The sequence below is a fragment of the Streptomyces sp. NBC_01471 genome (assembly GCF_041438865.1).
Lineage (GTDB): Bacteria > Actinomycetota > Actinomycetes > Streptomycetales > Streptomycetaceae > Streptomyces.
In genome coordinates this window covers 5,112,543-5,131,420 of sequence record NZ_CP109450.1, presented here as the reverse complement: position 1 = coordinate 5,131,420, position 18,878 = coordinate 5,112,543, and the positions used below count along the sequence as shown (strand labels likewise).

18 protein-coding genes are annotated in these 18,878 nt (G+C 68.2%); 8 read left to right on the top strand and 10 right to left on the bottom strand.

Annotated features, from left to right (window positions below; translation table 11 throughout):
• Nucleotides 1-45: 45 nt before the first annotated feature.
• The 3 genes from OG285_RS22990 to OG285_RS22980 all read right to left on the bottom strand — a co-directional run bounded on the left by OG285_RS22990 (nucleotide 46) and on the right by OG285_RS22980 (nucleotide 4,049).
• Nucleotides 46-1,869, bottom strand: coding sequence for a DEAD/DEAH box helicase (locus OG285_RS22990; protein WP_371792062.1), 1,824 nt, complete (start codon nucleotides 1,867-1,869; stop codon nucleotides 46-48).
• A complete protein-coding gene (locus OG285_RS22985) occupies nucleotides 1,866-3,290 on the bottom strand; it encodes a transcriptional regulator (RefSeq protein WP_371792061.1) in 1,425 nt (474 codons plus the stop codon). Before OG285_RS22985 ends, OG285_RS22990 begins: the two co-directional genes overlap by 4 nt.
• Before the next feature lie 75 nt (nucleotides 3,291-3,365).
• A complete protein-coding gene (locus OG285_RS22980) occupies nucleotides 3,366-4,049 on the bottom strand; it encodes a hypothetical protein (RefSeq protein WP_371792060.1) in 684 nt (227 codons plus the stop codon).
• 284 nt (nucleotides 4,050-4,333) lie between these two features.
• Between OG285_RS22980 and OG285_RS22975 the strand changes: the two genes are divergently transcribed.
• Nucleotides 4,334-5,197 carry a helix-turn-helix domain-containing protein gene (locus tag OG285_RS22975; RefSeq protein WP_371792059.1) on the top strand — a complete coding sequence of 288 codons (864 nt, stop codon included), beginning with the start codon at nucleotides 4,334-4,336 and terminating at the stop codon, nucleotides 5,195-5,197.
• A gap of 10 nt (nucleotides 5,198-5,207) precedes the next feature.
• Here the strand turns inward: OG285_RS22975 and OG285_RS22970 are convergent, their stop codons facing one another.
• The gene (locus OG285_RS22970; protein WP_371792058.1) at nucleotides 5,208-5,840 is read right to left on the bottom strand and encodes an ATP-binding protein; all 633 of its coding nucleotides are present in this window, start codon (nucleotides 5,838-5,840) and stop codon (nucleotides 5,208-5,210) included.
• A gap of 216 nt (nucleotides 5,841-6,056) precedes the next feature.
• Between OG285_RS22970 and OG285_RS22965 the strand changes: the two genes are divergently transcribed.
• Nucleotides 6,057-6,902 (top strand): helix-turn-helix domain-containing protein, encoded by an 846-nt coding sequence (locus tag OG285_RS22965; protein ID WP_371792057.1) that lies wholly within the window; start codon nucleotides 6,057-6,059, stop codon nucleotides 6,900-6,902.
• Nucleotides 6,902-7,117 carry a DUF397 domain-containing protein gene (locus OG285_RS22960; protein ID WP_371792056.1) on the top strand — a complete coding sequence of 72 codons (216 nt, stop codon included), beginning with the start codon at nucleotides 6,902-6,904 and terminating at the stop codon, nucleotides 7,115-7,117. The genes OG285_RS22965 and OG285_RS22960 overlap by 1 nt, the downstream gene beginning before the upstream one ends.
• 19 nt (nucleotides 7,118-7,136) lie before the next feature.
• On the opposite strand, the gene OG285_RS22955 is transcribed toward OG285_RS22960, so the two are convergent.
• A complete protein-coding gene (locus OG285_RS22955; RefSeq protein ID WP_371792055.1) occupies nucleotides 7,137-8,453 on the bottom strand; it encodes a lanthionine synthetase LanC family protein in 1,317 nt (438 codons plus the stop codon).
• An 85-nt stretch (nucleotides 8,454-8,538) separates the two neighbouring features.
• Between OG285_RS22955 and OG285_RS22950 the strand changes: the two genes are divergently transcribed.
• Entirely contained in the window at nucleotides 8,539-8,874 is a 336-nt protein-coding gene (locus OG285_RS22950; RefSeq protein WP_371792054.1) for a hypothetical protein, read from the top strand.
• Nucleotides 8,875-8,951: 77 nt separating this feature from the next.
• Here OG285_RS22950 and OG285_RS22945 read toward each other — a convergent pair whose 3' ends face one another.
• Nucleotides 8,952-10,127 carry an anhydro-N-acetylmuramic acid kinase gene (locus OG285_RS22945; RefSeq protein ID WP_371793590.1) on the bottom strand — a complete coding sequence of 392 codons (1,176 nt, stop codon included), beginning with the start codon at nucleotides 10,125-10,127 and terminating at the stop codon, nucleotides 8,952-8,954.
• Between the two features lie 187 nt (nucleotides 10,128-10,314).
• A complete protein-coding gene (locus tag OG285_RS22940; RefSeq protein ID WP_371792053.1) occupies nucleotides 10,315-11,880 on the bottom strand; it encodes a sodium:solute symporter in 1,566 nt (521 codons plus the stop codon).
• 266 nt (nucleotides 11,881-12,146) lie between these two features.
• Here OG285_RS22940 and OG285_RS22935 point away from each other — a divergent pair, with 266 nt between their 5' ends.
• From OG285_RS22935 to OG285_RS22925, 3 genes are all read left to right on the top strand, one after another.
• The gene (locus OG285_RS22935; protein ID WP_371792052.1) at nucleotides 12,147-13,094 is read left to right on the top strand and encodes a MurR/RpiR family transcriptional regulator; all 948 of its coding nucleotides are present in this window, start codon (nucleotides 12,147-12,149) and stop codon (nucleotides 13,092-13,094) included.
• Nucleotides 13,095-13,180: 86 nt separating this feature from the next.
• A complete protein-coding gene (locus tag OG285_RS22930) occupies nucleotides 13,181-13,840 on the top strand; it encodes an N-acetyltransferase family protein (protein ID WP_371792051.1) in 660 nt (219 codons plus the stop codon).
• Nucleotides 13,841-13,994: 154 nt separating this feature from the next.
• A complete protein-coding gene (locus OG285_RS22925; protein WP_356833287.1) occupies nucleotides 13,995-14,294 on the top strand; it encodes a hypothetical protein in 300 nt (99 codons plus the stop codon).
• 29 nt (nucleotides 14,295-14,323) lie between these two features.
• On the opposite strand, the gene OG285_RS22920 is transcribed toward OG285_RS22925, so the two are convergent.
• Nucleotides 14,324-15,664, bottom strand: coding sequence for a DUF445 domain-containing protein (locus OG285_RS22920; RefSeq protein ID WP_371793589.1), 1,341 nt, complete (start codon nucleotides 15,662-15,664; stop codon nucleotides 14,324-14,326).
• 110 nt (nucleotides 15,665-15,774) lie between these two features.
• Between OG285_RS22920 and OG285_RS22915 the strand changes: the two genes are divergently transcribed.
• Nucleotides 15,775-16,992, top strand: coding sequence for an SGNH/GDSL hydrolase family protein (locus OG285_RS22915; RefSeq protein WP_356833283.1), 1,218 nt, complete (start codon nucleotides 15,775-15,777; stop codon nucleotides 16,990-16,992).
• A gap of 68 nt (nucleotides 16,993-17,060) precedes the next feature.
• Here OG285_RS22915 and OG285_RS22910 read toward each other — a convergent pair whose 3' ends face one another.
• On the bottom strand, nucleotides 17,061-18,032 hold the full coding sequence (locus OG285_RS22910) for an ATP-binding cassette domain-containing protein (protein ID WP_356833281.1): 972 nt from the start codon (nucleotides 18,030-18,032) through the stop codon (nucleotides 17,061-17,063).
• 64 nt (nucleotides 18,033-18,096) lie between these two features.
• On the bottom strand, nucleotides 18,097-18,816 hold the full coding sequence (locus tag OG285_RS22905; RefSeq protein WP_356833279.1) for an SUMF1/EgtB/PvdO family nonheme iron enzyme: 720 nt from the start codon (nucleotides 18,814-18,816) through the stop codon (nucleotides 18,097-18,099).
• Between the last annotated feature and the right edge of the window lie 62 nt (nucleotides 18,817-18,878).

The following is an 18,878-nucleotide window of genomic DNA, read 5'->3' as shown; positions in this document are numbered from 1 at the left end:
CGCTGCAGGTACGTGACCCACCGCAGTGCTGCGCGGAGAGTCGCGCTACCGATCGCCATCGATGTGCTTCAACAGAGCACGAATGTCCGCCATGTCCATTCCTCCAGCTACAGGAGCCTCCTCCTGCAGGTCTGCTAGTTGCTGCACTGACGGATCATCGAGAATCTTTCCCATGAATTCCAGCTTCTCCTCCAGCCTCAGCGCGACGATCTCATCAATCGTCCCGACCGAGGCGAGAACAGTGACGTTGGTTTCCGTACCCGGAGCGAGGCCGAGGCGGTGGATTCGGTCAAGGCTCTGCAGGAATCGCCCAGCCATGAAGTCCCGGTCCACGTAGACAGCGTCATGGCAGACTTGATGGAGGCTGATGCCTTCACCCAGTGTCGCAGGGTTAGAGATCAAGACCGCGCAATCCGGGTCTTCTCGGAATCTGCGAAGTTCCTCTTCCCTGTCCGGTGTCGCACCATGGACGACTGCCGGCCTATACGCAGCGAACATCCGCTGCATAGTGGTAATGCTGCGGACGAATGTTGTCCACACCAGTGTCTTACGGCCTTGGGCTGCGTTACCCGCGATAATACTGAGCGCTTCCTGGTATTTCGGAGACCACTCGTAATCGGGGAGGTCTTTCATCAACCCATAGAGCGAATCACCCTGCGGGATCTCCAGAGGTGGCACCTGGTAACTCAGGGGCTCGTATCGGCTCATTCCCTCAACAAGGAGAGCCGGGCTGGTCGCCGCCATCAGCAGTCGCAGCATCGCTTTACCCAATGCGTCAAAATCATCCCGCACGACCGCTGCGCGAGCCGAGTACCTTCCCACGAGAGCATCGTAGATCTCTCGGTGCAGAGCAGGAAGCTCGACATATCGGATCTTAGGCTCAAAGGGCGGCAGGCCAAGTTCTGCCTTGGTAGTACGGGTGAAGAGCGGACGCAACACCTGGCTGGCATACGCGAGATCCCCTCCGGCTACCGCACCGGTGACAACCGCCCGCCCATGGCCTGGCCAGACGAAAGAGAGCAGATTCTCCAAATCCCTTGCACCGTTGGGCGCAGGAGTACCAGTAAGGATGAGGCGGCGACGGCCTAGCGGGCCGAGCGCCATGCAGGAAGCCCCGTAGACCCCGCGTGCACCAAGTTTCATCCGGTGGGCCTCGTCCAGGATCACCATGGACGGGACCGCTCGCAGCCAGCCGGCGAGGGAAGCCAGCGATCGATCCAGGCGCTCATAGTTGACAACCATGATCTCAGCACTCGGATCAGGCGTGCTTCCCATAACGGAGAAGCGGAGTGGCTCTGCGAAACACACACTGTTCTCGAACTGCCATGACTCATAAGCAGACTTCGGAGATACAACGAGCAGACGCCGAGCCTCTCCCCTATTTCTCATTGCGGAGAAAACTGCCAGACCCACACGAGTTTTACCCGCGCCGGGAACACTGAAATTAGCGCCGTGGCGGAGGTCTAGAAGCCGTGTGATATCACGGCGCTGGAAATCAGTGAGGTCAGAAATCCACTCGCTACCCAAAAGGCAACCCACATCGTCAGGACTTACGCCCCCTGAGGGGGTAAATCCTCCGCTGAGCTGGTATTCCGCAGCTGCCGCATCGTCCAGCACACTGCCGACGAGAGCAGCGAGTTCTTCATCCCATTCAACCCCATCCGCAGACCAGGAACCCAGCTCGCTAATACCCACGAGGAAGTCGTCCAGATCAATCTCAGCGAGAAGCGGACCTCGCCGACCTCCCGCAGGGAAGCGGGCGGCCAGCGAGGCCAGATCGTTTTCAAGTCCCTCACGAGCACGCAAAACCGCCCTCGTCCGGGTCACATCGAACCCGAGGCGCAGAGAGGGCGCTTTGACCGTACTCACCCCTCCTCCTTTTTGCGCATGACGTCAAGAAGCCAGCTCACACCATCTCCTGGCTCTTTGATGCTGCGCGCCGACTCGATGGCGAGCTTGCCGAGAGCTTCGCTCAGTTTCACTACGGCCTCATCGAAGATCTCTTCATCAAGGCTCCGAGACCCCCTGGCGTGTACAAGGTCGTCAACGCACTGGCTGATGTCCTGGCATGCGTCGATGAGACGGTCGGGCGCTGCCTGCTTCCGCTTGCGAATCCGGGCGTCTTTGCCCGCGGGCTCCAGAGCAGCCTCGAAGGCTGCCTTCATCTGACTCAGCTTCTCGCCCGCCTGGACCTTCTGCTCTCCGGTCACGTTGGCGGTGGACGCTTCCACCGCTCGGACGCGGAGGACGGCATCGGTGAGCGCCCTGGCCTCTTCGACCTTGGGATCCGCTGCGCGAACTGTTCTGTTCAGGCCAGGAATAGACACCCCAGCGGAAGCTGAGAGGTTTGACTGAGGTTTGGCTGAATCAGGCAGCCGACTATCGAGGTACCGCGTCTTGAAGTCTGGCTCGATCAACCGGACGTCCGTCTTGGAGAAGCCAAGGGCGATGGCAGCAAGGCGCTGCTCCTTCATGAGGTCAGCCTGTGCCTTGCTCACCGCCGAATCCTTCACGTAGCGGCGACGCAACTCCTTTAGTTTCTCCTGGTGCTCCTCGAAATCCATAAGCCGAAGCTGGGCCCCGCTGCCCTTGCTCCGAGCGACGAGATCATTCAACGTGGCCAGGATCCAAAGGTCCTGTTCACACGCCTGCGCGGTAGTGCGGAACTGCTTCGCGATGTCCGCGACGAGCCGTCCGAGACTCAGCTGCTCCTCGATAGCCAGCAACCGGTTGATGTAGGAGTAGTCGCGTCGGTGGTCCTCCCGAAGCTGCAAAGAGAGTTCGACACTGCTGATGTCATCCCACGTGCAGGACGGGGGAAGCACTGCCACTCTCATAGCCGCTTTGCCGAGGTCCTTGAGGGCCGCTCGCCGCGTGTTCGCGTTAACGAGGATCCCAGAGCGAGTGATCAGCCCCGGATCATTCTGCCCGAATTCTTCAAGGCTGGCCATCAGGTCACGGAACTTCGGATCAGGCTTGTCCGGATCGGCTGGCAGAGCTCGCAGGAGATGGTGCAGATACTCCTGCCCTTCACTTTCGAAGGCTTTCTCATCCAGCACCCGGTCCCGCTCCGGATCGTGCGTGCGCTGAGCTCGAATCCGGTGCGTGTTGGGGTTGTAGTAAAGGGACGCGACCGGCATGACAATGACGGGCAGTTGCGTCGGTTCACCCCGCCATTCCACGCGCAGTGTCTCCCGGATTCCACCGGCTGCCTCAGCCTCCCTCAGACGTGCTTCAACCAGGTCCTCGTTCTCTGCGGCCAAGGGTGGCCGACCATAATTCAGGTTCACTCAATCTCTCCTCACAGTGCCGGATGGGCGAAGCAGGGCCGGGGGCGGCGTGAGCCGGCCGCCCCCGGAGTGGTTCTAGTCGCCTTCACCCACCGCGTCCCGGACGAGCTCACGTGAGTCAGCCGCGAGCGACTGGTACTCCGCCCAGACAGTCTCCAGCGGGCTGAACTCACGCTCGCCGGCCGCAATCCAGCTGGCAAGAATCGAGCGCTCAAGCGGTCCCAGGTTCCGCACCTTCGACAGAAGGCGAGGGGTATCAGCTACCAGTTCGCGTCCACCGACCCTGCACCGGGTGCACTCCGTCACGAACTGCACGCTCTGGGCGCCGTTCGCCTGCAGGACACTCCGGCGTGCGATGTCGAGCTGCGCCGCCTCGTACGTGCCGGCATACATCTGGCCGGGCGTGATGCCACAGGAGCGGCAGAGATGGCCGTCCTTGCTCATGATTTCGCGCCGCTGCACGGCGGTGATCGGGGTATTCGACTTCGCCCGCCCCTTGCCGGGCTCCCAAACCGGTTCTCCCTGGGTGACGAACCGCTGCTCGTTGGCATCGAGGCTGACATCCTCGCGGTTCGTGTCGATGCGCCATCCGAAGTCCCGGAGGTCCCGCACCCGCCGGTCGATCTGCGCGACGTCGGGGAACGCCTCCTTGAGCTGCGTCTTGGTGAAAACGTTGCCCTCACCCACCTCGGTGATGAGCCACAGCCCGCCGCGCTTCATCGAGCCGTTCTTCTTGTCCGTCCATGACGGCAGTGCCATAGCCAACAACGCCTTCCACTTGGGCAGTGAGGACACGGCGCAGCACGTCAGGGACGTGCCGGTGAACCTCGCCGCGTAGTTAAAGGCTGCCTCGGCAACAAGCTCGAAGGCTAGAGCTCAGAGATCTTTCCCCAAAGGGCGAACAGCAGTCGCTTACGCTGCCCCTGACGCGCGCTCATCATGGGTGACGAAGCCGCGCCTCGCGGTTCAGAGGAGGGGTCGTGCCGCTGAGAGGTCAGTTCAAGACGTCAGTTCCCGCAGGTATCAGCCGAGAGGAGCGACGATTGGCGCGTGCCGTACAGACCGCGTGCCGTCATGCGCAGACAGACCTCAAGAGTCAGAAGGCCATCGCTGAGAAGCTCGGGTACGCCGAGAGCACCCTCTCCGCCTATCTCCAGGTCACGAAGATCCCCAGCCCTGAAACGCTGGACAGCCTCTGGAAACTGGTGCCTGAGCGGGCTGTGATCAAAGGCATCAGGAGCAGACGGGGGGCGCTCAACCGTGTCGAGCTGTTTGAGACGTGGGCTAAGGCCGAGGCTGCCCGACGACTGCGGCGCAACCGCTCACGCATCTCTGCCCTCCAAGCCAAGGAGAAGGCGGGGGCGAGGGCGGGCGGAACTTCCGCCGGGGCACAAGCCGGAGGCCTTGCGGCGGCGGCCCATCCCCCAGAGCCGTCAGCAAGGCCGGCCGTTCTGGGTCTTCACCAGAAGGTTCAGCTGCGCTATCACCGCGCCCGCCTGCTTGCCAGCAGGGCGAACGCCACCCTGGAAATCGGCACTCTCACTGCCGACACAGTGTTGCCGGTCCCCCGCTCGGAGGGGGACCGGCAACACGAGCATGCCACCAAGCCATCGTGGCTGGGGATTGAGGAGTTGCTGAGGCACTTTCAGGAGAGGCCCGACGGCGCGGGAGCCAGGCCGATCCTGGATCACGTCGCTGTGCAGTATGACCCTTCGGCCCTCCTGAACGCTGTGCTCTCGATCCGGGCAGAGGGTCTGCATCCTGCGGCCGATTCTGTCCTCACCAACGCGGGCACAGCGCGGTCCCCCAACAGCGTCATGCCGATCGTCGCCGCCTTCCTTGAGGCCGACCGCCCGGACGACGCGGCGATCTTGGTACGCGCATCACTGCACCGCACCTCGTCATAGCGGAACCATGTCAAGCCGCCGCGTCCACCTCTGCTTCGTACCGCATGAGCGCCCGGTCGAGAGCATCGTCTGGCTCCCCGCCCTCAGTGGCGAGCCAGTGGAGCAGGTCCGCAATGACGCCGGTGACTGACTCTTCTAAAACCGCCCGGACCGGCACGGCGGTTGGCGGGCTTCCGCCGGCGCGGCGGTACTCCGCCAGGACCACCGCGGCACGCTGCAGTCGAGCGCAATGGCGTGACGGCTCCAGCGCCATCTCGCACCACACTGCTTTGCCCGCCGCGGTCAGGATGATGCCCCACGCTGCGGCCAGGCCGGCCAGGAGATGGAGGCCACGACCGCACTCAGCACCGCAATCTGGCTCCGCCACCGTGGGTACGACATGGCTTGTGTCGTGGAGCTCCACGCGGATGCGGCCGCCGCCCAACTCCATAACGAGGGTCGTTGGCGCCCCGGTGCCGACGTGTTTGATGACGTTCGTCGCCAGTTCGGTGACCGCGAGCTGAATCGCATCCGACAGACCGAGGGCACCCCAGCAAGCGAGTTGCTCACGCACCGCTTTTCTCAGTACGCAAAGTTCCGCCGGCACCGCCTCGAAAGGCAGGACGCAGCGGAGCCGGGGTTCAGTGACGTTGTCGCCGTACATGGCCACTCTCCCTCCCGCGCCACGTCAGCCTGCGCCGAGCCGTATCCGTACGACTGCGCTGCGTAGCGCTACGGCAGCGATTATGGCACTTAGAAATCTCACTATGTAACTTCTCACGGGAATCGTCCGAGTGAATCCGGCGGTCCGGGGACGTCGCGGCGCCATAGCCTGTTGCAGGCCGGGCCGTCGGCCGATACGTAGCGGAGGGTTGTTCCCATGTCAGTGCGGACCACTACGAGACGACGCCAACTGGGCTCCATGATGCGCAAGTTGCGTGCGCGCAGGGGAATGACCCTGGAGGAGGCCGGGCGACTGGTCGCGGTGTCGAAGGCGACCATCAGCCGGTACGAGACTCAGGAAGGGCCAGTGAAGTGGCCCGTCGTGGACGCTCTCTGCCGTGAGTACGGAGCCAGCGACGCCGAACGCAACGCCCTCGTATCGCTCGCGAAAGACGCCAGGAAGCAGGGGTGGTGGAACACCTTCTCCGATTCCATTCCGGAGACCATGAACCTTCTGCTCACCCTTGAGGACGAGGCGCTGCGCGAAGACCACTTCAACTGTCTCTACGTGCCAGGTCTTCTTCAGACCCGTCATTACACAGAAGCCGTGCAGCACGCCTCGGAGATGCGGCTGCCGGCCGAAGAGACCAGGCGGCTCGTGGACATCCGCATGAAGCGCCAGGAGATCCTTGCACGGGACAAGACACTGCATCTCTGGGCGATCCTCGACGAGTCAGTGATCCGCCGCGTCGTCGGCTCGCGCGAGGTGATGAAGGAACAGCTCAGCCATCTGCTTCGCGCCAATGAGTCCCGGGACATCACCCTCCAGGTCCTGCCGTTCTCCAAGGGCGCCCACTCGGCGGCCATGGGCAGTTTCGTGATCCTCGGCGGTGCGGAACCGAGCCTGGACGTCGTCTACGTCGATATCCATCTCGGCTCGCTCTTCATGGAGAAGGATGACGAACTGGACCGGTACAGACTTGCGTTTGATTACCTTCGGGCCCAAGCGTTGGACATGGCAGCGTCATCCGCCATGATCGAGCGAGTTCTTGAGGAGATGTGATGCAGAGTCCCACCAGCACCTCGTACATACCGTCCGACGCCTGGTTCAAGTCCTCGTACAGCGGAGCCAGCACGACCGAGTGCGTCGAAGCCGCCGCGGCGCCCGGAGTGACCGCGCTGCGCGACAGCAAGAACCCCCTGGGCCCCCGGCTCGCCTTCGGCATACCTGCCTGGGCCAGTTTCGTGGCCGCCCTGCGAAGCGGCCGAATCGACTGAGCTCCTCGGCAAGCGCTCGTCACAACACCCCGAACCCCGGACTCCGGGCAGCCCCCGCCGCCGGCTGGTCCGGCCAGTCGACCGCGTACCCCGCGTTCCGCCCTCCCGCGCTGATCCGGCCGTAGCGCAGCAGTTCCCGGACGATGCCCGCGTTCCCCATGCCCCAGCCCGGCTGTGGTGCGAGTTCGCTCGGGGTTTCCCGGTGTTCGACGTTCGACCAGCGCGCTCCGTCCGCGTCCTCGGTCGCCCGGGCGGCGAGGTCCGCGACGAGGATGTTCGCGAAGTCCAGTCCGTCGCCGTGTTCGACCTGCCGGTCGCAGGCCAGCGCCAGGACCCCCGCCGTCCCGCAGCACCGGCCGTTGTTGTCCCAGAACCCTGGGCGCAGCCGCTGTGGGAGGCCGGAGTGGGTGACCGTGTGCCAGCACCGGTCGGCCAGTGCCGGCCATGCAGGGTCCTGGTGGACCGCCGCCAGAAGTCTGAACAACTGGGCGTCACCGGTGGGCCCGTGGCACCAGCCGTAACTGTGGCGCGGGACGAGGTCCGGGTGGTACTGCGGGTCGGAGTGCGGGACCAGGAAGCCCTCGGGGCCCGCCTCGTTGCGGGCCACCACGTCCGAGACGCCGGCCAGCGCCAGCTCGGTCAGGTCGGGGCGGCCGGCGGCACGGCCGACGGCGGTCAGCGCGTACGCGATGCCCAGCGTCCCGTGCGAGAGGTGGTGGAAGCGGGCCGGTGCCCCGGACAGCACTTCCCAGTGCACGCCTCCCGCAGTCCGTTCCGTGGTGCGGAGGTAGGGCTCCACCGCGAGCACGGCCAGCTCGACGTGACCGGTGGCGAGCGCGGCCAGGGCGATGCCCGCGTTGCCGATGAGCAGGTCGAACCATCTGTCGTCCCAGCGCGTCCCGTCGAAGCGTGCGCGTACGCGGTCCATCGCCCGGTCCGCAGCAGCGCCTGCGGCCGGATCTCCCAGGAGGTCATCGACCGCGCGCAGGGCGACAGCCATTCCGGCCAGGCCGACGTACAGAGAGCTGTCGTCGCACTCCCCGACGGCCGCCGCGATCGTCCGGGCGCCCCGCAGGGCCGCATCCCCGTACCGGTCGTCCCCGAAGTGCTCCCGGCCTTCGAGCAGCGCCAGCACGATTCCGGCAGCCCCGCTGTAGAGGCTGAGGTTCGGCTCCTCGTCCGTCGGAGTGGCCGTCGGAGTGGCCGTCGGAGTGGCCGTCGCTGTTTCCGCCCACGCCAGGCCGTTCCCGGTGTCCCTCGCCGAGCCGACGAGCCAGTCCAGACCTCCCCGCGCGAGGGCCTCTACGTCCATGGGCTGCGCTCCCGCTGCGATCACGGCGTCAGCGTGCCACAGCCCCTCCGAGCCGCCAAGGGCCTGCCGGCCCGCCGGGCGGGCCGGAGGGCTGTGGGACGCTGGGTCCGTGCCAAGACAGCAGCGTAAGCGGAGGAATCAGCAGCGGGGCGGCCCGTTGCGGGGTGCCGGTGCGGGGCGGTGGGAGGTCGTTTTCGAGACCCAGGACGCGGCGGAATGGCGGAGCTCGGTGCCGCGGATCCGCACCGAGCTCGGGCTCACCGATGCGTCGACGCTGCGCGTGGACACGCTGTGCGGTCGCGCGGAGCAGCCGACGACCTATCGCCTGAGCATGTTCGTTCCATATCCGCAGACAGCGCAGGCGGAAGCGCAGACAGACGAGCGGGCAGACCAGCGGGCAGACCAGCGGGCAGACCAGCGGGCAGACGATACAGAGCTGGGATGACGGCCGGGCCGGGGACAGTCGGCAGCCGCTGACCGCCCTGCCGCCTCATGGGTCTCCGTGTGCAGGAGCCGTCGGGGTCAGGGGGCGGTGGGGGTGATGCGCAGCAAGTGCGGCACCTGTGCGGCCGGTTCGGGCAGACGCAGCGGTGACCGGCCAGGGGTGATGCTGCCCAGCAGCGTGGCCCTTCGGGCACCGGTGCCCGAAGGGAGGGTGCCGGGCAGACCATGGACGGTGAGGAAGCCCAGTACGGCGAAGGCCAGGGCCTCCTTGGCGTCGGAGGGCAGGCCCAGGTCGTCGCTGAGCTGTACGGGAACGCCGGACAGCTCCTCGGCGATCATGCGCATCAGTACGGGGTTGCGGGTACCGCCCCCGGAGACGACGAGACCGGTGACCCCGTAGGCACGGCAGGGGTCGGCCACGGTGACGGCGGTGAGCCTGGTCAGGGTGGCCAGCACGTCGTCGGCGGATGTGGGCACCGCGTCCAGGGCCCGCCGCAGGTAGGGAAGGTGGAAGTGCTCCTTGCCGGTGCTCTTCGGGGCGGGCCTGCGGTAGTAGGGGTCGTCCAGGAGCACGCGGAGCAGCTCGGGGCTGATCCGGCCGGCGGCGGCCCTGCGTCCGTCCTCGTCGAAGGCCGCGGCGCCGCCGGTGAAGAGCCGCACGGCCGCGTCCAGCAGTGCGTTGGCGGGCCCGGTGTCGAAGGCCAGCGGCTCGGCGCCGGGCACGAGGACGGTGACGTTGGCGATGCCGCCGAGATTCAGCGCCGCGGGTGTGCCGGGCAGGGCCCGGAGCAGCAGTGTGTCGGTCATGCCCACCAGCGGGGCCCCTTGCCCGCCCGCGGCCACGTCCCTGCTGCGAAGGTCGGAGACGACCGGGAGCCCGGTGGCCTCGGCGATCCAGGCCGGCTGGCCGAGTTGGAGTGTGCCGCGGACGGCGCCGTCCTCGACCCAGTGGTGCACGGTCTGCCCGTGCGAGACCACGAGGTCCGCGGAGCCGTCGCAGAGCTCTCGCAGGGCGCGCCCGGCCGCGTCGGCGAAGGCCCGGCCGATACCGGTGTCCAGGGCGCAGACGGCCTGTGCCGTCGTGGCGGCCGGCGGCAGGGTGGCGGCGATCAGGTCCCGCAGGTCGTCCGGATACGGGAGGGAGAGATGGCCCAGCGAATGCAGGACCAGGGTGTCGCCGTCCAGGCGGAGGTCGGCGGCGGCGGCCTCGATGGCGTCGTAGGAGGTGCCTGACATCAGGCCGATCACCCGCATGGTGTCTCCCGGTCCAGGTCCACGGTCCGCCATGCGGGCGGCGGGGTCGGCTGCAATCGGGGGCATGGCTTCTCCAAGGGGCTGCCGGGTGGAGGCAGAGGGTTGTCGGGTGACGAGGGCCTGCGGGTGAGGGGCGGGCCGGTGGGTGACGGCAGTTGGCGGCTGGGCACGGCAGACACGTACTCCGTCACTCCCCGACCGCGGGTGCTTCCACACGGTCGGGCACGGCCTCCGGCGCACCGTCGTCCGCGGGGCCGCTCCCGGGAGAGCGGTGGAACAGGCTCATCACCCCGCCGACGACCAGGGTGACCACCACACCCGCCGGCACCAGCCATTGGGCGGCGACCGCTGTCGGGACGGTGGTTCCAGCCGTGGTGACGTCGATCTTCACATCGCGCACGAGGTACGTCATCACGGCGACCGTCACCAGGAACGCCACGACGGAGTCGGTCTCGCTCGCCCGCCGGACGATCCGGCCGAGCAGGAACGCGCCGAGCAGCGCGCCGTAGGTGTAGCCGGCGATCGTCAGGCCGGTGAGGTAGACGTTGCCCGTGCTGGTGCTGAACGCGCAGGCGAAGACCGCCATCAGCACCGCCCACACCAGTGTCATCAGCCGGGCGAGCTTGAGCATGAACTCCTCGGAGGGAGCGCTGCGGAAGAAGCTGTGGATGATGTCGGCGACCGTCGAGTTCGACATGGAGTTCAGTGCCGCGGACAGCGAGCCCATGGCGGCGCCGATGATGCCGGCCACGAGCAGGCCGGAGATCACCACGGGAAGTCCGTGCAGGATGAAGCTCGGGTAGAGGTTGTCGGAGCTGCTCAGGCCGAGCTCCTGGAAGCTCTTGCCCTTGTTGTAGGACCACAGCAGGGCGCCGACGAGGGAGAAGGCGGCGAACTGGACGGTGACGAAGACACCGGAGGCGATCATGGCCTTCTGGCCGTCGCGCAGCGATCGGGTGGTCAGGATGCGCTGAACGATCAGTTGGTCGGAGCCGTGGCTGGCCATCGCGAAGATGGCGCCGCCGATGATCGCGGTCGGCAGGGCGAACGGGCTGGTGAGGATGTGCGCCAGGTCGAAGTTGGTGTCGATGAGCTTGAAGTGGCCCGTGTGCAGGGCGCGTGAGACGCCGTCGCCCCCGACGTGTGCGTACAGCACGGCGATGGCGAGGAGGGCACCGCCCAGGTACAGGCCCATCTGGATGGTGTCGGTCCAGATGACGGCCTTGATGCCGCCGAGGTAGGTGTAGACGACGGTGATCACTGTGAGCACGATGATGATGGTGCGGAAGCTCGTGTGCATGCCGAGCTCGTCGAGCAGCAGCTTGATCGGGATCGCGGAGGCGAAGAGCCGGACGCCCTCGGCGAGGAGCCGGGTGAAGACGAAGGTCACCGAGGCGAGGCCCTGCAGTTTCAGTCCGAAGCGGCTTCCCAGGTACTGGTAGGCGCTGACGAAGCCGCCGCGTTTGTACAGGGGGATCAGCACCGTGGCCACGACGACCCGGCCGATCACGTAACCAAGGGCCAGTTCGACGTTGCCGAAGCCCTGCCCGCTGTACGCGCCGCCGGGCACGCTGATGACCGTGAGCACGCTGGTCTCGGTGGCCACAACGGAGAACGAGACGGTCCACCAGGGCATGTGGCTGTCGCCGACGAAGTAGTCCTTCGCCGTTCGCTGCCGACCTGCCAGGCGCAGTCCGATCACGGAGATCGCCACCAGGTAGACGACGATCACCACGAGGTCGAGTTGGCGCACGCTCACTCCTAGGCGAGGGCCGGTGATGTCACCGGCGGGTGGGGGTCGGTGGGGTGACTGTCGTACTCGTGTCTCCGGATCCGCCACGGTGGACGGCAACGGGACGGCCGGAAGGGCGGTGACCGGCGCGGATCCCGGTGCAGCGAGTATCGGAAGGCAAGACTCCGCATGTCAATAAGTAACTTAAAGAAATTTGCTACGTAAATTTTTGACGCACCATCGGTGGGTGGCTAACGTGACATCCACCCGCCGAGGAGGAACGGCCCATGGCCCGCCAGGAACCGCAGAGCACATCGCCCCGCCCGGGTGAGGATCCGTCCTCAGCCGACACCCTGGCGCACATCCGCGCCGCACTGCCGTCCCTGGCACCTTCGGAACGGCGCGTGGCCGAGGCCGTCCTGGCCGACCCCGCACAGGCCTCGGAACTGTCCATCGGCGTGCTCGGCGAGCGGGCCAACACCTCGGTGACGACGGTCATGCGCTTCTGCCGGACCCTGGGGATCGCCAGCTACCCCCAGCTGCGCCTCGCGCTGGCCGCAGCCGCGGCCCGTGAGCGCGCCCTCGGCGGCGAACGCCCGGCGCCGGGCACCGACATCAGCGCGACCGACACCCTCGACGAGATCGTCAGCAAGATCATCTACAACGAAGTGCGCGCCCTGGAGGACTCCGCGGCCGGGCTGGACGTCGGGACACTGGGCCGCGCGGTGGACGCCGTGGCGGGGGCCCGGCGGATCGACATCTTCGGCGTGGGTGCCAGCGCCTTCGTCGGCCAGGACATGCACCAGAAGCTGCACCGGATCGGCCACATGGCGTTCATCTGGACCGATCGGCACGCCGCCCTCACCGCCGCCGCCCTGCTCAGGCCCGGGGACGTCGTCCTGGCCATCTCCCACTCCGGCGAGACCGAGGACACCGTGGAGCCCCTGCAGGCGGCCGCCGAACGCGGCGCCACCACCATCGCCCTGACCAACGATCCGCGGTCCACCCTCGCCGAGAACGCGGACCTCGTACTGACGACCTGCGCCCGGGAGACACCTTTCCGCTCCGGTGCGACCGTCAGCAGAATCGCCCAACTGGCCGTCGTCGACTGCCTTTTCGTCGGCGTCGCCCAGCGCTCCTTCGACGCCACGACCGTGGCGCTCCACGAGACGTACGGGGTGGTCCAGCGCCGCAGACACCGACCGCCGCAGCGCCGCGCGCCGGCCGACGACTGACGTCCGCCGCAGCGCAGCGCCTCCCACCACCGCACCGGCCCACCTCGCCTCTTCGCCGCGCCTCCGGCCGTGGCAGCATCGGGACCATGCACTACCGGTATGCCACCGAGGCCGATGCGCCCGCCATGGCAGAGCTCTTCGCCGCCAACCGCCGCGACGCCCTCACCGAGCGACAGCGCTCCGAGCAGGGCTTCGTGCAGGGCAACTTCGACGTCGCCGCCCTGCGCGCGATGGCCCGGGCGGGAAGCCTCCTCGTCGCGGATGACACGGCGGACGCGGACGACAGGGCGGACGCGGACGACAGGGCGGACGCGGATGACGCGCACGATGCGGGCGAACCCGGCGGGCCGGGCAGCTCATCCGCACCCCGTCACGCGGCGCGCGTGGTGGGGCTCCTCGCTCTCTCCTCGCCCGAGCAGATGTCCAGCCCGCCGCCACCCGTCCGGGCGCTGCTCGATGCCCAGGACTCCTTGCACTGGCAGGGGCGGCCGCTGAGCTCGTGGCGCTGGCTGATGTACGGGCCGGTGGTGGTCGACGCGGCCTGCCGGGGACGCGGGGTGGCCAGGGGTCTGTTCGACCTGGCGGTCGAGGCGGCCGCGGGGCGGGCCGACGCCGTGGTCGCCTTCATCGAGGCCGAGAACCGGGCGTCGTGGCGTGTCCATGTGGACGGCTTCGGCATGCGCCCGCTCGGGGAGTACACCACGGACGGGCGTACGTACAGTGCGGTGGCCGCACCGGCCCGGTAGGCGGCCAGGGCCGAAGCATGTGCGTTCCAGCGCTTTCGGGAGGGCGCCCGGGGCCGGCCGGGCCGGTCCTCCACAGCTGCCCGAACCCCGGCACCTCCCCCTGACACCCGACCCCGCCACCGCCCCGCATCCCCGCGCCGTTAGCCTCGTCCTCATGGCAAAGATTCCCGCAGCAGCCGTGGCAGCCACCGGTCTCGTCGGCGGTTTCGCCGTGGCCCGCTGGACCAGGAAGCGTCCTCTCGGGGGTGTGGCGCTCGCCGCCGCCGGCGCGGTCGCCGCCCGGCAGTGGCAGCAGGAGGCCGGTACGGCCAAGGCCGCCGCGCTCACCGGTGTCTACCTCGCCGCGTTCGGCGGGTCCCATCCGCTCGCGAAGAGGATCGGCGCCTGGCCCGCCGTGTTCTCGGTGGCAGGCGCCGTCGCCGTGGCCTCGACCGTGGTCGCACGCCGGGCGTAGGGGCTTTTGCCTGGGTCGGGCCGGGCGGGCTACGCCCCCAGCGCGTGCGACACCGCGTAGATCGCCAGGCCCGCGAGCGCGCCGACGACCGTGCCGTTGATCCTGATGAACTGAAGATCACGGCCGATGTGCGCCTCGATCTTGCGGGAGGTCTGCTCGCCGTCCCAGCCCGCCACCGTGTCCGAGATGAGCGACGTGATCTCGCCGCGGTACGTCGTCACCACGTACACCGCCGCGTCCTCCAGCCACCCCTCCAGCTTCTGCTGGAGGCGGCCGTCGGTCGCCAGCCGGGCGCCCAGGGACAGCAGCGAGGCGCGGGCGCGCAGTCGCAGTTCGCTCTGCTCGTCCTCCGCCGCCGAGATGATCATGGTGCGTACCGAGGACCACGCCGAGGCGATGACGTCCTGCACCTCGGAGCGGCCCACCAGATCCGACTTGAGGCGCTCGACCCGCGCCCGGGTGTCCGTGTCCGACTGGAGGTCGGACGCGAAGTCCACCAGGAAACGGTCGAGGGCGCCGCGCGCCGGGTGCTCGGGCATGTCGCGCATCTCCGTGATGAAGCGCAGCAGCTCCTTGTAGACGCGGTCGCCGATCTTCTTGTCCACGAACCGCGGCGTCCACCCCGGCGCGCCGCCCTGCACGGCGTCCATCACCGAGTCCGAGTGGACGGTCAGCCAGTCGTGGGCCCGGACACAGACCAGGTCGACGACCCGGCGGTGCCCGCCGTCGGAGACGACCTTCTCCAGCATCTTCCCGATGCCGGGGGCGACCTCCGCGGCCTCCGCGCGGCGGGTGATCGCCTCACCGACCACCGCCTGGACGTCCGAGTCGCGCAGCACGGTCAGCGCGCCGCGCAGCGCCGTCGACAGCTCCGCCGTCACCCGATCGGCGTGTTCGGGCTCGGCGAGCCAGGATCCGAGCCGTCCGCCGATGCCCACGGCCCGCAATCTGGCCCGTACGACAGATTCCGACAGAAAATTTTCCCCAACAAAGGAACCAAGTGACTCCCCAAGCTGGTCTTTCTTGTTGGGGATGATCGCGGTATGAGGAATGGGGAGGCCAAGTGGTCGGCGGAACAGTGCCGTCACGGCGAACCAGTCGGCCAGCGCGCCCACCATGCCCGCCTCAGCCGCCGCGGCGACATACCCGGCCCACGACCCGGCCCCGGTGTGCGAAGCCCAAGTGGCGAGTACGAAAATGAGAGCGACCAGGAGCAGAAGTCCGGTGGCCGTCGTCTTCATACGGCGGACCCCGCGCCGCTTCTCCTCATCGGCCGCGCTGTAGGCAACGGAGCCCAGCGGCGCGGTGCCTGTGACGCCTTCCGTCCCAGGTCCGGCCCCGGCTTCCGTGTCCCTGCCCGTACGTTCCATCAGCTCCGCCTGCTCCGCCCGTTTCTGCACCTGTACCGCCCCCGTACGCATTGTCCCTGCCTGAGCTACTCCTGGGACGCGCGTCGAGTTCCCGAGGAGAAAGACCGCCCATGACCAGGCGCCGTGGTTACGCCCTGCTCGCCACCCTTGCGGCAGTGGTGACGCTCGTTTCCGTTGGCATCTTCGCCATGGTGAAATCCCCGGCCACGACGGTCTCCGCCGGGGCCCCGTCGCGGGTCTCCTCGGGGGTGCCCGCGTCCGGCAACTGGACGGGCACCTGGTCGGCGGCGCCCGTCGGGCCCGAGCCCGGTACGCCGAACGGACTCCCCGGGAGCACCATCCGTAACGTCGTGCACACCAGCATCGGCGGCTCGCTCACCCGGATCACCCTCTCCAACCTCTTCGGCACCCAGCCGCTGAAGGTCACCGAGGCGTCCGTGGCGGCCGACGGCTCGGTCCAGGCGGTGACGTTCGACGGACGCCACTACGTCACGATCCCGGCCGGCGGCCAGACGATCAGCGACGCGGCCCGCATCCAGGTCCCCAGCAACGGCAATGTGACGGTCACCTTCACCACCCCGTCGCCGAGCGGCCCGGTCACGTACCACCCGCACGCCCGGCAGGTCTCGTACGCCAGCCTCGGCGGCCACACCGTCGAGACGCCCTACTGGCGCTACCTCACCGCCGTGGACGTCCTCACCCACGAGGCCCGCGGCTCGGTCGTGGTCTTCGGCGACTCGATCACCGACGGCATCACCTCCACCGCGGACACCAACCAGCGCTGGACCGACGTGCTGGCCGCGCGGCTCGACGGCCACTACGGGGTGCTGAACGAAGGCATCAGCGGCAACCGCGTCCTGCTCGCCGGCAAGGGGCAGAGCGGCCTCGACCGCTTCGACCGGGATGTGCTCGCGCGGTCCGGGGCGAAGTCGGTGGTCATCGAACTGGGCATCAACGACATCCTGCGCCTGCCGCACAACGTGAGCGCGCGGCAGATCACCGACGGTCTGCGCAAGCTGGCCCAGGAGGCGCGGGCGCGGGGGCTGCACGTGGTCGGGTCGACGCTGATGCCGTTCGGCGGCCATCTGGGGGTGACCCCGCAGCTGGAGACCGTACGCCAGGAGGTCAACGCGACCATCAGGGCGGGCGGTGTCTACGACTCGGTGGTCGACTTCGACAAGGCCCTGCGCGACCCGTACGCGCCGAGCAGGCTCCGGCCGCAGTTCGACTCCGGCGACCACCTGCACCCGAGCGACGCCGGTTACCGCCGGATGGCGATGACCCTGGACCTGGACGCACTGACCAAGTCCGCCCCGGCCAGCGCCTGAGGCCGGTGCCTGAGCCCGGTGCCTGAAAGTCTGCCCTGCCGCGCGACCGCGGTAGTCCCCGGCCGGGACTACTGGTAGCTGCGGTCCGCGTACATCTTCGCGATGACGGCCTCGATGTCGGGCTCCCGTACCGCGAGGTCGACCAGCGGGTACGCGGCGGCGACGGCCGCGACGAGCGGGGCGGCCGAGGCCGACGCCGGGAAGGCCAGCCACTGGCGGGGCCCCTCCACCCGGACGTTGCGGGCCGACGGAATGTCGATCGGCGGCAGTTCCCGCTCCAGATCCACCACCAGGGTCCGCTCGCTCTCGCCCACCTCGTGCAGCCCCGCCTGCGCGCCGTCGTACATCAGCCGGCCGTGGTCGATCACCATCACCCGCTTGCAGAGCTGCTCGATGTCGGTCAGATCGTGCGTGGTGAGCAGGACGGTGGTGCCGTGCTCGGCGTTCAGATCCCGCAGGAAGCCGCGGACCTTGGCCTTGGAGATGACGTCGAGCCCGATCGTCGGCTCGTCCAGATAGAGGACTTCCGGGTCGTGCAGCAGCGCCGCCGCGATGTCGCCGCGCATCCGCTGGCCGAGCGAGAGCTGACGTACCGGGACCTCCAACAGCTCGGCCAGGTCGAGCAGTTCGACACAGCGGTCCAGGTTCTCGCGGAAGCGCGCGTCGGGGATGCGGTACATCCGGTGGGCCAGCCGGTACGAGTCGCGCAGCGGCAGGTCCCACCAGAGGGTGGTGCGCTGGCCGAAGACCACGCCGATGCGCTGCGCGAGCTTCGTCCGCTCACGGGAGGGGTCGAGACCCGCGACGCGGATGCGGCCCGCGCTGGGGGTGAGGATGCCGGTGAGCATCTTGATGGTGGTGGACTTGCCCGCACCGTTCGGCCCGATGTAGCCGACCATCTCGCCCCGGGCGACCCGGAAGCTGATGCCGTCGACGGCGCGGACCTGGTGCTTCTCCCGGCGCAGAAAGCCGGACTTGCGGTGGACGTCGAAGACCTTCTCCAGAGCTTCGAGTTCGATGAAGTCGTCGTTCACGTTCATGGCAGGCCAACTCCCTTCGTACGCAGAGCGTTCGTCCGCTGCGCGATCCTCGCCGACCGCGCCTTCACCGTGGGACGGAGCGCGCGACGCGGAACCCCACGTCGTCGATCCGGAACGTCGGGTGGCTGCGGCGGCGCACCGAGGCCCGGCAGCTCCACTCCTCGTCGAACCATCCGGCGCCCCGGAGCACCCGGTAGGTGCCGTAGACCTCGGGGTCGTAGAGGTCCCAGCACCACTCCCAGACGTTGCCCAGCATGTCGTGCAGACCCCACGCGTTGGGGCGCTTGCCCCCCACCTCGTGGATCCGGTCCTGCGCGTTGCCGCGCTGCCAGGCGATCTCGTCGAGCGGCCCGTACCGGGGCCCCTCCGTGCCGGCCCGGCAGGCGTACTCCCACTCGGCCTCGGTCGGCAGCCGGTACCCGTCGGCGGACGGGTCCCACTCGGTCCCCTCGGCGGCGGCCCGCTCCCCCGCGCCGTCGCCTGCGTGGTCTCCATCGCCTTCGCCGGGGATGCGGTACGCGGGTGCCAGCCCCTCGCGCCGCGACAGGGCGTTGCAGTACCGGACCGCGTCCCCCCACGAAACGCCCTCGACGGGCAGCCGGTCGCCTGTCGCTGTGCTCGGCCACGCGCCGGTGACCTGTGCGTACCGCGCCTGGGTGACCGGCTGGGGGGCGAGCTTGAAGGCGGCCACCTCGACCGGCCAACTGCGCCGGGTCCGCCGGTCCGACAGCGTCACCCGCCCCGCCGGAACGGTGATCATCTCGTGCGCCGCGTTCGCTTCCATGAGTCGGCGAGCGTATCAACGGCCGTCCTCGCGCAGCGAGCGGATTTCGCAGACCGCCGGGC

Bases quoted from the DNA above. Each gene is read 5' to 3' on its own strand.
- OG285_RS22980 (WP_371792060.1), bottom strand. From the start codon at position 4,049: ATGGCACTGCCGTCATGGACGGACAAGAAGAACGGCTCGATGAAGCGC.
- OG285_RS22970 (WP_371792058.1), bottom strand. From the start codon at position 5,840: ATGTACGGCGACAACGTCACTGAACCCCGGCTCCGCTGCGTCCTGCCT.
- OG285_RS22965 (WP_371792057.1), top strand. From the start codon at position 6,057: ATGTCAGTGCGGACCACTACGAGACGACGCCAACTGGGCTCCATGATG.
- OG285_RS22960 (WP_371792056.1), top strand. From the start codon at position 6,902: ATGCAGAGTCCCACCAGCACCTCGTACATACCGTCCGACGCCTGGTTC.
- OG285_RS22945 (WP_371793590.1), bottom strand. From the start codon at position 10,127: ATGCGGGTGATCGGCCTGATGTCAGGCACCTCCTACGACGCCATCGAG.
- OG285_RS22935 (WP_371792052.1), top strand. From the start codon at position 12,147: ATGGCCCGCCAGGAACCGCAGAGCACATCGCCCCGCCCGGGTGAGGAT.
- OG285_RS22930 (WP_371792051.1), top strand. From the start codon at position 13,181: ATGCACTACCGGTATGCCACCGAGGCCGATGCGCCCGCCATGGCAGAG.
- OG285_RS22925 (WP_356833287.1), top strand. From the start codon at position 13,995: ATGGCAAAGATTCCCGCAGCAGCCGTGGCAGCCACCGGTCTCGTCGGC.
- OG285_RS22920 (WP_371793589.1), bottom strand. From the start codon at position 15,664: ATGGAACGTACGGGCAGGGACACGGAAGCCGGGGCCGGACCTGGGACG.
- OG285_RS22915 (WP_356833283.1), top strand. From the start codon at position 15,775: ATGACCAGGCGCCGTGGTTACGCCCTGCTCGCCACCCTTGCGGCAGTG.
- OG285_RS22910 (WP_356833281.1), bottom strand. From the start codon at position 18,032: ATGAACGTGAACGACGACTTCATCGAACTCGAAGCTCTGGAGAAGGTC.
- OG285_RS22905 (WP_356833279.1), bottom strand. From the start codon at position 18,816: ATGGAAGCGAACGCGGCGCACGAGATGATCACCGTTCCGGCGGGGCGG.